An 11,725-nucleotide genomic window follows, 5' to 3' on the forward strand; every position below is an offset into this window, starting at 1 on the left:
GCGATCCGCGCCCACTGCGCATCCGAAAACCAGAAGAAATCCGCCATCTCCAACGCCTCCTCACCGAACGCGTTGAATCACCCCTTCGCCGCCTTGGGAATCCCGTTTATGGGTCCGGACCCTAGTAAACTGGCACCGTAATTGCGTAATTACTAAATTACTAAGCGAGCGACTCGCCTCGGACGTTATGACAGGTCGGGGGCGTGTAGGAAAATGACGGCGGGCGAGCGCGTAATTTGGGGGTTAAGTAAACTGTCGCCACAATCTTCACGGAGGCGAGAGGCCGCGCAGTTACGAGACCGAGAAGTTCTTGTCAACAAATTGTCGTGTAAATTCTGCGGGATCGACGGTCAATCCTTGCGCTTCAGCTCTAGCCTTCCCCGCCTCCCAAATATCTTTAATCTTGCCTGGAAGATCAGGAGGAAATTCCATATGCGCAGCAACCATATCGAACCACGATCCGGAAATACCAAGGGCCTCTGATAATTTCGGCGCCATCATGTTAAGAGCGTATTCTTGCTTTTCATCTAAATACCCGATTGAACTCAAGACGTAACAATCCAAAAATCTCAAAAAAGGTTTGCCATCGTATCGAGACATTTTCCACCACCAGCTCTTTGAAATACCAAAAACTAATCTAGCGGTTCCTGGGTGCGCCAGCGGGAATTGCCCACTCCGAATACCCCCCTCTAGCTCCAGGGTCCGGATGGAGAACTCTCCACCAAGCGGAACCCGGAGTATGTTGTTCAGTCGGAACCAGTCTCATCACGCCAACTCGTCCACCGGTAGTTGAAGTTGAAGCATGTTCCCAGGTCCATCCGCCCGGCGTGCTCCTGCCTCCGACCCTAGACACAGCTTCACCAAATCCAGGAAACGCGTCATCGTAGAATTACGGTGACAGTTTACTTAACCCCCAAATTCAAATTTGACCCCGCGCCCCCGCGGGCGGGGACAGGCAATAGCATGTCCCGGCGCATACGTCCTGCTCCTCGCCGGCCCCGAACCCGATCCGGGTCGCGCCGGACGTGGGTGTTGGAGTATCGGTCTCATGCCGGAGAGGACCGGGCCTGGCCATTGACGGTTAAGCTTTTGCCGCCATGGTCGGCGGCATGAGACGCGCGCTCGCCACCCTGTTCCTTGCGCTGTCGCTCGCGGCGCCCCTGTCCGCAGCCGAGCGGCGCTATCCGGTCACGGATTTCGACCGGATCGAGGTGGACGGGCCCTATCTGGTGCGCCTCACCACCGGCCGCACCTCGCTCGCCGTCGCGACCGGTCCGCAGGCCGGGATCGACCGGCTGACCGTCGAGGTCTCCGGCCAGACGCTGCGCATCCGCCGCAACCGCAGCGGCTGGACCGGCACGCCCGGCGCCCGGCAGGGGCAGATCGAGATCGCGGTCACCACCCGCGGCCTGCGCGCCGCCCGGCTGATCGGGCCGGGGCGGCTCGAGATCGACCGGCTGGCCGCGATGCGCGCCGATCTCGGCGTCGAAGGGAGCGGCGAGCTGGTCGCCAATGGCACCGCCACCGATGTGCTCAATCTGCGGCTCGCCGGCTCGGGCCGGCTCGTGGCGCGCGGCCGGACGCGGCGGTTGAACGGCGTGTTCGAAGGCTCGGGCAATGTCGACGCAAGCGGGCTGCTGGCGCAGGACGTCGTGGCGGCGACGACGAGCTTCGGCGAGGTCGCGCTCAGCGCGGCGCGCACCGCCCGGATCACCGCCAGCGGGCGCGGCGCCGTGACCGTTGCCGGCCGTCCGGCCTGCACCGTGCTGGGGCCGAGCGCCGATCTTGTGCGATGCGGACCCTTACAACAGCCCTAGACCGCCGAGCTTGCCGAGCAAGGCGGGCGGCATGGCGTCGATGCCATCCGGTTCGCCGTCCAGATCGACGGGCGCGTCGGCGGGATCGAGATAGCGCCAGCCCTGATGGGCGCGCATGCCCAAGAGCCTGACCCGGACCAGCTCGGGCGCGAGCCTGATGATCGTCCGCCCGTCGCGCGGGCTGGTCGCAAAATCGAGGAACGCCTGGCGGGCGACCAGGCGGTGCTTGATGATCCAGTAGAGCGAGCCGCCGGCCAGCAGCTCCTCCGCCCGCTTCGGCCGGAACCGGGTGACGATCGGCACGATGCCGTCCCTGAGCCGCTTCTGCTGACGGCGCTCCAGCGTCTCGACGCTGGCACAGCTGAAGGCGACCTTGCTCAGATGGATCATGTCGAACAGATGGCGACTAGACGCTTGCGATCAAGCGCTTAGCCAACGAGACCCGAAGCGACGGCGAGGCCGAGGAAGACGAAGAAGCCCATCGAATCGGTGATCATCGTCACGAACACGGATGACGACACGGCCGGGTCCTGCCCGCCGCGCTCCAGCAGCACCGGCACCGCGACGCCCGAGAGGCCCGCGACCAGGATGTTGATCAGGATCGCGGCGGCGATGACGGCGCCGAGATGCGGGCTGGCGAAGACCAGGCCGGCGCCGAGGCCGAGCAGCACGGCGATCGTGAGCCCGTTCAGCAGCGCCACGGAAATCTCGCGCCAGATCGTCCGCCAGGTGTTGGAGCGGGTGAGCTGGTTCATCGCCAGCGCGCGCACCGACACCGCCATGGTCTGGGTCCCCGCATTGCCGCCGATCGAGGCGACGATCGGCATGAGCACGGCGAGCGCCACCATCTGCTCGATCGCGCCGCCGAACAAGGCGATGATCGTCGAGCCGACCAGCGCGGTGGCGAGATTGGCGATCAGCCAGCGGACGCGGGCCTTGTAGCTATCCCGGACCGGCTCGTTGATGTCGCCCTCGACGCCGGCGCCGGACATCAGCAAAGCGTCCTCGCTCGCCTCCTCCTGGACGATATGGACGATGTCGTCGGCGGTGATCATGCCGACCAGCCGGCCGGCCGGATCGACCACCGCCGCCGAGACGAGCGCATATTTCTGGAAGCGGAGCGCCACCTCCTCCTGGTCCATGTCGACCGGGATCAGGGTCTGCTCGCGCTGCATCACGTCGGCGACGGCGATCCGGCGCGGCGTCCGCAAGATCCAGGAGAGCAGGCAGGTGCCGACCGGCCGGTGGGCCGGATCGACGACAAAAATCTCGAAAAAGTCGGTCGCCAGCTCCTCGCCGGCGCGCAGATAGTCGATCACCTGGCCGATCGTCCAATGCTCCGGCACCGCGACCGCGTCGCGGCGCATCAGGCGGCCGGCCGATTCCTCGGGATAAGAGAGCGCTTCCTCGATCGCGGCGCGGTCGTCCGGATCGAGCGCGCGCAGCACGGCGCGCTGATCCTCCTCCTCCATGTCCTCGATCAGCGCGACCGCGTCGTCGGTCTCGAGCTCGCCGGCGATCTCGGCGACCTGGGTGGCGCTGAGCTCGTCGATCAGCTCCTCGCGCACCCACTCGTTCATCTCGGCGAGCACGTCGCCGTCGAGCAGGCCGGCGAGCGCCGCCGCCAGCGCCCGGCGCTCATCGGAATCGACCAGCTCCAGCAAATCGGCGATATCGGCCGGGTGCAGCGGCTCGACGAGCGCGCGGGCGCCCTCGGCGTCGTCCGCCTCGACCCGCTCGATGACCGCGCGGACGAATTCCGGCCGCAGGCGGTCGTCCGCGTCCATCCGCTCGTCCGCCGCCGGTGCGGCGACGATGGCCTCGGCCTGGGGATCGAGTTCGCTGTCGCTCATCTCGCCCTCCTCAGCCGATGTTGGACCGCGCGCTTCCTAGGCTGGCCGGCCCTCTCTGTCGATATCGGTGGCGACACGCCGCGAGGCCGATTACAGGCGGCGCGATCGCTTCCAAGGAGACTCAAAGGTGGCCCAGAATCTCGTCCTTTCCCTCGACAGCGGCGGCGACGTCGTCATCCGCCTCCGCCCCGATCTTGCGCCGCAGCATGTCGCCCGGATCAGCGAGTTGGCGGGCGAGGGCTTTTATGACGGAATCGTCTTCCACCGGGTGATCGACGGCTTCATGGCCCAGGGCGGCGACCCCACGGGCCGCGGCAGCGGCGGCTCCGACAAGCCGGACCTGCCGGCCGAGTTCAGCCGCGAGCCCCATGTCCGCGGTGTCGCCTCGATGGCGCGCACCAGCGATCCGAACAGCGCCAACAGCCAGTTCTTCATCTGCCTCGACGATTGCGGCTTCCTCGACGGCCAGTACACCGTCTGGGGCGAGGTGATCGAAGGCATGGAGCATGTCGACAATTTGCCCAAGGGCGAGCCGCCGCGCGCGCCGGGCAGTATCGTGAAGGCGACGCTTAGCGATTGAGCCGCCACTGGAGCTGCAGAGGTGGATATGGCAGACTGCCCGAAGTGCCGTGGCCGGATGACGCCAGGTGTCGCATTCCTGCCGGACTATGGTGTCAGGGTTAAGTGGCTCGACGGTGAACCGGGTGTCTGGCAGTCCCTCGCGGCATCCGTGGGCTTGGGCCGCAAAGCAACGGACTTGGCTGCTCGTCGTTGCAGCGAATGCGGCTTTGTTGAGTTTTTTGCAGACCCGCGAGCCACGCCGGTCAAGACCCTCTCTACGGTCGACGAGGAAACCGAACGCTTGCGTAGCCTGGTTTCCAAGATGCAGGACCGCCTTGCTGTCCTGGAAACGATCGCAACCGATCCTGCAGAGCGCACGGCACGGGAGATCGAGAGTTTGCGCGAACTCCCGGCACCCAAGGGAGACGCCGCCGATAGCTAACGAGGTATGTCCACATTCCCAGTCGTGGCGACATTCGACGCGTCGGGGTCGGTCTTAGGACCCCGCCTCCCCCACCAGCCAGTCATGGAAAATCCGCACCGCCGGCCGCGCCAGCGCGCTGCGGCGGCAGGCGAACCAGTAGGAATAGGGGCTGTCGACCTCCAGGCCGAACAATTTGGCGATGCGCGGGTCCTGCGCGCCCTCGACATGCATGTCGAACATGAAGGCGACGCCGAGCCCCTGTCCCGCCGCGTCGAGGATCAGCTGACCGGAATCGAAATGGTCGACCGCCGCCGGCTCGAGGTCCGGCAGCCCCACCGCCTCGCGCCAATAGTCGAAGGCGTCGGGTAGATCGCGGTGCAGCAAAACGGTGTGGCGGGCGATGTCGGCCGGGTGACCGAGCGCGTCCGGCCCGGCGGCGAGGTCGCGCCCGCCGATCGCCACCACCCGGTTGCGGCCCAGCCGCCGGGCATAAAGCGGCGGCTCGATGTCGCGGGCCAGCACGATCGCCGCGTCCAGCCCCTCGTCGAGCCGGGCGAGGGCGTGCGGCTGGGTGTCGATGTCGATGTGCAGCCCGGGATGCGCCTCGCGCAGCGCGCCGAGGCTCGGCATCAGCCGGTGCGAGGCGAACAGCGGCAGGGCGCCGAGCCTCAGCCGCATCAGCCCCGCGCCGCCCCCCGCCCGTTCCACCGCCATGCCCAGCTCGTCGAGCGCCGGCCCGACCTCGGCCAGCAACCGCTCGCCGTCCGCGTTGAGATGCACCGCCCGCCGCCGCCGCTCGAACAGGGGCCGGCCGACATGGCGCTCCATCGCCTGCACCCGCCTGGTGACCGCCGGCGAGGACAAGGCAAGCGCCGCCGCCGCCGCCCGGACCGAGCCGAGCCGAGCCGTCTGCACGAACGCTTCCACCGCGGTGAGCGAAGGCAGCCGCTTCATGGCCATTCCTTCCAGGGATGCAGAAATTGCATCCGTCGCTGCTTTCTTCGCATTTGCACAATTTTTCCGCAAGTGCGAACAAGAGCCTGCCTTTCAGGCATCCTCTCCTAAAAACTTGGCCGGTCCCTCGGGGCCGGCCTTCTTTTTTCGTGTCGACGGTTTTCCCCGCGCCGCCGCATCCCTAAGTGGACCGGCGCAAGAGGAACCGGAACGACGCATGGCCGACGAGGAACGCAAGACGACGAAGCTTCAGGTCGCGACGATGCGACCGGAGGATAGCGGTCGCGGCATCGCCCGGCTGCCGCGCGCCACGATGGCCGAGCTGGGCCTGGCCGAGGGCGACGTCATCGAGCTGATCGGCAAGCGCGCGGCGCCGGCCCGCGCCGTCGGCCCCTATCCGGAGGACGAGGACCTCAGCATCATCCGCCTCGACGGCCTGCAGCGCGCCAATGCCGAATTGGGCTCGGGCGACATGGTCGAGGTGCGCAAGGCCGAGGCGCGGCCCGCGACAAAGGTCGTCTTCGCTCCAGCGCAGAAGAATTTGCGCCTGCACGGCTCGGCCCAGGCGCTGAAGCGCAGCTTCGGCATGCGGCCGATCGCGGCGGGCGACGTGGTCGCGACCACCGGCCAGCAGCAGGTGACGCGCGGCGACATCCCGCCCGAGCTGCGGCAGATGCTGACCGCGCCCGCCTTCGCGCTGCAGGAGATCCGCCTGGTCGTCCTCTCGACCGCGCCCAAGGGCATCGTCCTGATCGACGCCAATACCGAGATCGAGCTTCGCCCCGAATATAGCGAGGCGAAGGAGGCGCGCCGCGCCGACGTCACCTATGACGATATCGGCGGCATCGGCACGACGATCGACCAGCTGCGCGAGATGGTCGAGCTGCCGCTCCGCTATCCGGAGATTTTCGAGCGGCTCGGCGTCGACCCGCCCAAGGGGGTGCTGCTGCACGGCCCGCCCGGCACCGGCAAGACCCGGCTCGCCCGCGCCGTCGCCAATGAGAGCGAGGCCAATTTCTTCCATATCGCCGGCCCCGAGATCATGGGCTCGGCTTATGGCGAGAGCGAGAAAAGGCTGCGCGACCTGTTCGAGGAGGCGGCCGCCAACGCGCCGTCGATCATCTTCATCGACGAGATCGATTCGATTGCGCCCAAGCGCGGCCAGGTAACCGGCGAGACCGAGAAGAGACTGGTCGCCCAATTGCTCTCCTTGCTCGACGGGCTGGAGCCGCGGCAGAACCTGATCGTCATCGCCGCGACCAACCGGCCGGAGGCGATCGACGAGGCGCTGCGCCGCCCCGGCCGCTTCGACCGCGAGATCGTGATCGGCGTGCCGGACGAGGGCGGGCGGCGCGAGATCTTGGGCATCCACACCCGCGGCATGCCGCTCGACGGCGATGTCGATGTCGCAATGCTGGCGCGGCAGACCTACGGCTTCGTCGGCGCCGACCTCGCCGCTTTGACCCGCGAGGCGGCGATCGAGGCGATCCGGCGGATCATGCCGGAGCTCGACCTCGCCGACGGCTCGGGCACGATCCCGCCCGAAGTGCTCGACAAGCTCTCCGTCACCCGCAAGGATTTCGAGGAGGCGCTGAAGCGCGTCCAGCCCTCGGCGATGCGCGAGGTGATGGTGCAGGCGCCCAATGTCGGCTGGGACGATATCGGCGGCGTCGACGAGGCGCGCGAGCGGCTGCGCGAGGGCGTCGAGCTGCCGCTCAGGCATCCGGACAGCTTCCGCCGGCTCGGCATCCGTCCGGCCAAGGGCTTCCTGCTCTACGGCCCTCCCGGCACCGGCAAGACCTTGCTCGCCAAGGCGACGGCGCGCGAGGCGGAGGCGAACTTCATCGCCACCAAATCGTCCGACCTCCTGTCGAAATGGTATGGCGAGAGCGAGCAGCAGATCGCCCGCCTCTTCGCCCGCGCCCGCCAGGTCGCGCCGACCGTGATCTTCATCGACGAGCTGGACAGCCTCGTCCCGGCGCGCGGCGGCGGCCTCGGCGAGCCGCAGGTGACCGAGCGCGTCGTCAACACCATCCTCGCCGAAATGGACGGCCTCGAGGAGCTCAACAGCGTCGTCCTGATCGGCGCCACGAATCGGCCTAACCTGATCGACCCGGCGCTGCTGCGGCCGGGGCGGCTGGACGAGCTGATCTACGTGCCGGTGCCCGATCAGGCGGGGCGCGAGCGCATCCTGGCCATCCACACCAAAAGCACGCCGCTGGCCAAGGATGTCGACCTCGCTTCGCTCGCGGCGCGGACCGACCGCTTCACCGGCGCCGACCTTGAGGATCTGGTGCGGCGCGCGGGCCTGGCGGCGCTGCGCTCGTCGATCGAGGCGGGCAGCGTGACGATGGCCCATTTCGAGGATGCGCTGAAGGACACCCGCGCTTCGGTGACGCCGGAGATGGAAGAGGAATATGACCGCATCCAGCAGAGCCTGAAGCAGGAGGCGCGCAGCGCCGGCGGCATCGGTTTCATTCAGCCGGGGATGCTCACACCGCGGGGGACGAAGGAGTGACCCGCATGTGGGTCCAGGCGGCCAGCCCGACCATCAGCGCCGCGGTCCCGAGGAAGGGCCAGGAGAGGCCGAGGCCGTAGACCGCGACGCCGATCGTCGGCGCGGCGATATAAGCCAGGCCGTTCACCGAGGTGACCATCCCAGCCACCGCATTCTGCTCTTTGAGGGTCACTGCCAGCGAGGCGCCGGCGGTGAACCCCGGCCGGTAGAGGCCGAAGCCCAGCGAGGCGAGCGCGTATCCCAAAGTGATGCCGTAGACGCCGCCGGCGACGCCGGTGATCGCGGTGCCGATCGCGGCGACGATCGAGCCCCAGATCACGAGCTGGCGCGGAGCAAGCTTGAGCCGCGGAATCAGCCCCCATTGGGCGAGCAGCGACGCAAGCGCCCCGGCCATCAGCACGATCGCGATCCATTGCTGGGCGTGATCGAGCGGCAGCGCCAGCCGGTCGATGACCAGGAAGCCGATGACGGTGAGCAGCACCGCCTGGCCATGACCGCCGACGATCCCCATCACATGCCAGGGCAGGACGCGCGGATCGGTCCAGCGCAGCTTCGCATTTTCCCGCTCGCCCTCGCGCGGCCCGGCCTCGCCGCCGCCGAGCGCCGGATAGGAGACGATCTGCCCCTGCGCCGTCCCGCTTGGGCTGTCGTCGGGCAGGCGCAGGATGATCAGCGCCAGCACCACCGCGCCGATCGCCGCGAAGCTGACGACGGGCGCCGCGAGGCCGAGCGGCGGGAAGATGAACAAAGGCGCCACCGCTGGTCCGATGATCGTCCCCAGCCCGAAGGAGGAGGCCAAGAGCGCGAGCGCGTTGGTCCGCTGCTCGCCCGCGGTCCGCGCCGCGATATAGGCCTGCACCGCCGGCGGCGAGGCGGAGCCGAACGCGCCGTAGAGGCCGCGCCCCAGGATGAAGATCGTGAACACGACCGTCGCGCCGGCCAATCCGGCGAGGCCCGCCGCCAGCGCGCCGCCGCAGATCAGCATCGAGGCGACGAAGCCGTAGAGCCCGAGCCGCATCAGCGCCCGCCGGCCGCGCCGGTCCGCGCGCTCCGCCCAGACCGGCGCCATCACCACCCAGAGGATCGCCGACAGGCTGAACGCGATCGCGACCATGATATCGGGGACGCCGAGCACCCGGCCGATCGCGGGCAGCAGCGACTGCATCGCGGTGTTGCCGGCCGCGGCGACCAGCATGACCGAAAAAAGCAAGGCGAATCGCCCGCGCGGCAGACCGACAGCGCTCATTCCGTGCCGGCTCCGACCCCGTCCCGCACAGAGACGCGTGCCCGTTCTGGGTTGCCAATCCGCCCCCGATGCGCCAACGCGTCACCTTTCCGTAATTTTTGGGCGTTGGGCATGTCGTCATCCTGGGAAGAAGCGCGGCGAGAGAACCGCATTGCGCGTAACGCGGGCGGCGGCCCGCTGTGGCATTTCCTGCGCGGGTTCATCAAGCATCCGGTGATGGTCGGCGCCGCCCTTCCCTCCTCGAAGGCGACGATCGACAAGGTGCTGGCCAAGGTCGACTGGTCGAAGTGCAAACTGTTCGTCGAATATGGCCCCGGCGTCGGCACCTTCACCGAGCATGTGCTCAACCGCATGGCCCCCGACGCGACCCTGATCGCGATCGACACCAACCCCGATTTCATCCGCTATCTGCGCCGCAAGTTCGCTGACAGTCGCCTGTTCCCGGTCACCGGATCGGCCGCCGACGTGCGCCAGATCGTCGCCGATTGCGGCTTCGACCATGCCGATTACGTGCTCTCCGGCCTGCCTTTCTCCACATTGCCGAACAATGTCGGGCCTGAGATCGCCGCGGAGACGCACGAGGTGCTGCGGCCGGGCGGCTGCTTCCTCGTCTACCAATATACCGCCAAGGCGCGCGACTTCATGGTGCCGCATTTCGAGCGGATCGATCGCGCGCTGGAATGGCTGAACATCCCGCCCTGCCAGATTTTCTGGGGCTGGAAGGACTAGTTCGGCTCCGTCTCGCCGGCGAAGTTCAATCGCCGGGTGATCCGGTAATCGGCGATCGCGATCAGGAAATAGCCGATCGCCCAGCGAATCCGGTTGAGCAAAGTCCGCTGTGCGCGATGCGCCTCGACCGTGATCTCCGTCGAACGGGCGATCTCGCCGTCGACATAGGCATGCATCGCCGCAGCGAAGGCCGCGTCCTCGACCCGCAGCATCATCTCGAGGTTCAGGAACAGGCTGCGCATGTCGAAATTGGCCGAGCCGATATGGACGGCACCGTCGATCACGAACAATTTCGTGTGCAGCTTGGTCGGCTGATATTCGAAGATGCGGACGCCCCGCTTGAGCAAGGTCCAATAGGTGAAGCGCGCCGCCGCGATGGTGGCATTGTTGTCCGATTTGGCGGCGGTCACCAGCCGCACCTGGCCGCGCCGGGCGACATTGCCCGAACGGCGCAGCAGCATCGGTCCCGGCGCGAAATAAGCGGCGACGATGTCGAGCCGCCGCGCCTGCCGCATGTCTTTCCGCACCGCCCGCGCCCAGGGACTGAGCCGCCGGGTCGGCCCGCCGAACAGCCAGTGCAGCTTGCCGTCGATCGTGCTGTGCTTCTGCAGCACGCGGCGCAGCGACCGCATCGAGCCTTCGGGCTTCTTCGCCCATTTGAAGAGGTCGTCGAAATAAGCGGACGGACAGGAAACGCTGTCGCCTTCGACGAGCAGGCCGAGGTCCCGCCAGGCGCCCTCCTCCACCGTTCCGAAATAGCTGTCGCCGATGTTGAAGCCGCCGACGATCACCCGGCGGCCGTCGGCGATCGCCAGCTTCTGATGATTGCGCAGGAAGTAGCGCCGCCCGAAACGCGGGGCGTAGCGACAGAAGCGCGCGCCCGCGTCGGTCAGCGCCTGGAAGAAGCCGTCCGGGACAGCGGCGCCGAAGCCGTCGACGAGCAGCGTCACGCTTACGCCGCGTCCCGTCGCCGCGACCAGCGCCTCGCGGACCCGCCGACCAGCCGCATCATCCTCCCAGATATAGTAGAGGATGCGCAGCGATTCCTGCGCGCCGTCGATCAACGCGATCAAAGCTTCGAGCCGCTCCGGCCCTTCCTCGATCAGGGTCAGGCGATTGCCCGCGACATCGACCGGCGCGATGCTCTGTCCGCCCTCGCTCATCGCATTGGCGCTTAGCGCGGCGGCGCGTGGCGGTCACGCGGCTTTGGCTCTAGGGGAAGGCGATGGCCGTCACCCTCCTCCTGCTCACCGACTTTCGCTCCTATCGAGAAGCGGCGATCGAAGCAGGGCCGGGGCTGGTCATCCTCACCGGCGAGAACGGGGCGGGCAAGACGAACGTGCTCGAGGCCGTCTCGCTGCTGTCGCCGGGCCGGGCGCTGCGCGGCGCCAGCCTCGCCGAAATGGCGCGGCGGGACGGCCCCGGCGGCTTCGCGGTGGCGGCGCGACTCTTCATCCCCCTCCCTGCAAGGGAGGGGTTAGGGGTGGGTGCGAGCGCAGCGAGCTGCCGGCATTGAGCCGGTACCCCGCTTACCCACCCCCAACCCCTCCCTGCTAGGGAGGGGGGTTACTCGCCTCTTCCCGCCACCAGCGCCTCGACCACCGCCGGGTCGGCGAGGGTCGA

Annotated in this window: 11 protein-coding genes and 1 pseudogene; 6 read left to right on the forward strand and 6 right to left on the reverse strand. The window is 67.7% G+C overall.

Annotated elements, in window-relative coordinates; translation table 11 throughout:
- Positions 1 to 291: 291 nt before the first annotated feature.
- On the reverse strand, positions 292 to 600 hold the full coding sequence (locus ACT4N3_RS13005; RefSeq protein WP_444855653.1) for a hypothetical protein: 309 nt from the start codon (positions 598 to 600) through the stop codon (positions 292 to 294).
- Positions 601 to 1,109: 509 nt separating this feature from the next.
- Between ACT4N3_RS13005 and ACT4N3_RS13010 the strand changes: the two genes are divergently transcribed.
- Positions 1,110 to 1,817 (forward strand): head GIN domain-containing protein, encoded by a 708-nt coding sequence (locus ACT4N3_RS13010; protein ID WP_444855654.1) that lies wholly within the window; start codon positions 1,110 to 1,112, stop codon positions 1,815 to 1,817.
- Here ACT4N3_RS13010 and ACT4N3_RS13015 read toward each other — a convergent pair.
- Entirely contained in the window at positions 1,803 to 2,207 is a 405-nt protein-coding gene (locus tag ACT4N3_RS13015) for a DUF1489 family protein (protein WP_444855655.1), read from the reverse strand. The two genes, ACT4N3_RS13010 and ACT4N3_RS13015, sit on opposite strands and share 15 nt — an antisense overlap.
- A 38-nt stretch (positions 2,208 to 2,245) precedes the next feature.
- Positions 2,246 to 3,670 carry a magnesium transporter gene (mgtE, locus tag ACT4N3_RS13020; protein WP_444855656.1) on the reverse strand — a complete coding sequence of 475 codons (1,425 nt, stop codon included), beginning with the start codon at positions 3,668 to 3,670 and terminating at the stop codon, positions 2,246 to 2,248.
- A gap of 127 nt (positions 3,671 to 3,797) precedes the next feature.
- On the opposite strand from mgtE, the gene ACT4N3_RS13025 reads away from it, so the two are divergent.
- Together ACT4N3_RS13025 and ACT4N3_RS13030 are read left to right on the forward strand one after the other, a co-directional pair.
- Positions 3,798 to 4,250: a peptidylprolyl isomerase gene (locus ACT4N3_RS13025; protein WP_444855657.1), complete on the forward strand. Its 453-nt coding sequence runs from the start codon at positions 3,798 to 3,800 to the stop codon at positions 4,248 to 4,250.
- Between the two features lie 21 nt (positions 4,251 to 4,271).
- Entirely contained in the window at positions 4,272 to 4,673 is a 402-nt protein-coding gene (locus tag ACT4N3_RS13030; protein ID WP_444855658.1) for a hypothetical protein, read from the forward strand.
- A 54-nt stretch (positions 4,674 to 4,727) separates the two neighbouring features.
- Here the strand turns inward: ACT4N3_RS13030 and ACT4N3_RS13035 are convergent, their stop codons facing one another.
- Positions 4,728 to 5,609: a LysR substrate-binding domain-containing protein gene (locus tag ACT4N3_RS13035; RefSeq protein WP_444855659.1), complete on the reverse strand. Its 882-nt coding sequence runs from the start codon at positions 5,607 to 5,609 to the stop codon at positions 4,728 to 4,730.
- 217 nt (positions 5,610 to 5,826) lie between these two features.
- Here ACT4N3_RS13035 and ACT4N3_RS13040 point away from each other — a divergent pair, with 217 nt between their 5' ends.
- Positions 5,827 to 8,127 (forward strand): CDC48 family AAA ATPase, encoded by a 2,301-nt coding sequence (locus tag ACT4N3_RS13040; protein ID WP_444855660.1) that lies wholly within the window; start codon positions 5,827 to 5,829, stop codon positions 8,125 to 8,127.
- Here the strand turns inward: ACT4N3_RS13040 and ACT4N3_RS13045 are convergent.
- The gene (locus ACT4N3_RS13045; RefSeq protein WP_444855661.1) at positions 8,102 to 9,373 is read right to left on the reverse strand and encodes an MFS transporter; all 1,272 of its coding nucleotides are present in this window, start codon (positions 9,371 to 9,373) and stop codon (positions 8,102 to 8,104) included. The two genes, ACT4N3_RS13040 and ACT4N3_RS13045, sit on opposite strands and share 26 nt — an antisense overlap.
- A gap of 111 nt (positions 9,374 to 9,484) precedes the next feature.
- Between ACT4N3_RS13045 and ACT4N3_RS13050 the strand changes: the two genes are divergently transcribed.
- The gene (locus ACT4N3_RS13050) at positions 9,485 to 10,102 is read left to right on the forward strand and encodes a class I SAM-dependent methyltransferase (RefSeq protein ID WP_444855662.1); all 618 of its coding nucleotides are present in this window, start codon (positions 9,485 to 9,487) and stop codon (positions 10,100 to 10,102) included.
- On the opposite strand, the gene ACT4N3_RS13055 is transcribed toward ACT4N3_RS13050, so the two are convergent.
- Complete coding sequence (locus ACT4N3_RS13055) at positions 10,099 to 11,265, reverse strand: phospholipase D-like domain-containing protein (RefSeq protein ID WP_444855663.1); 1,167 nt, start codon at positions 11,263 to 11,265, stop codon at positions 10,099 to 10,101. The genes ACT4N3_RS13050 and ACT4N3_RS13055 overlap by 4 nt on opposite strands.
- A 62-nt stretch (positions 11,266 to 11,327) precedes the next feature.
- On the opposite strand from ACT4N3_RS13055, the pseudogene ACT4N3_RS13060 reads away from it, so the two are divergent.
- Positions 11,328 to 11,552 (forward strand): annotated as a pseudogene (locus ACT4N3_RS13060) (AAA family ATPase); the annotation flags it as partial.
- Positions 11,553 to 11,725: the final 173 nt, after the last annotated feature.

The organism is Sphingosinicella sp., from assembly GCF_052388015.1.
In the GTDB taxonomy this organism is placed as follows: Bacteria; Pseudomonadota; Alphaproteobacteria; order Sphingomonadales; family Sphingomonadaceae; genus Allosphingosinicella.

Excerpts from the sequence above, each read along its gene's own strand:
- ACT4N3_RS13005 (WP_444855653.1), bottom strand. The coding sequence starts at position 600 with ATGTCTCGATACGATGGCAAACCTTTTTTGAGATTTTTGGATTGTTAC.
- ACT4N3_RS13010 (WP_444855654.1), top strand. The coding sequence starts at position 1,110 with ATGAGACGCGCGCTCGCCACCCTGTTCCTTGCGCTGTCGCTCGCGGCG.
- ACT4N3_RS13015 (WP_444855655.1), bottom strand. The coding sequence starts at position 2,207 with ATGATCCATCTGAGCAAGGTCGCCTTCAGCTGTGCCAGCGTCGAGACG.
- mgtE (WP_444855656.1), bottom strand. The coding sequence starts at position 3,670 with ATGAGCGACAGCGAACTCGATCCCCAGGCCGAGGCCATCGTCGCCGCA.
- ACT4N3_RS13035 (WP_444855659.1), bottom strand. The coding sequence starts at position 5,609 with ATGAAGCGGCTGCCTTCGCTCACCGCGGTGGAAGCGTTCGTGCAGACG.
- ACT4N3_RS13040 (WP_444855660.1), top strand. The coding sequence starts at position 5,827 with ATGGCCGACGAGGAACGCAAGACGACGAAGCTTCAGGTCGCGACGATG.
- ACT4N3_RS13045 (WP_444855661.1), bottom strand. The coding sequence starts at position 9,373 with ATGAGCGCTGTCGGTCTGCCGCGCGGGCGATTCGCCTTGCTTTTTTCG.
- ACT4N3_RS13050 (WP_444855662.1), top strand. The coding sequence starts at position 9,485 with ATGTCGTCATCCTGGGAAGAAGCGCGGCGAGAGAACCGCATTGCGCGT.
- ACT4N3_RS13055 (WP_444855663.1), bottom strand. The coding sequence starts at position 11,265 with ATGAGCGAGGGCGGACAGAGCATCGCGCCGGTCGATGTCGCGGGCAAT.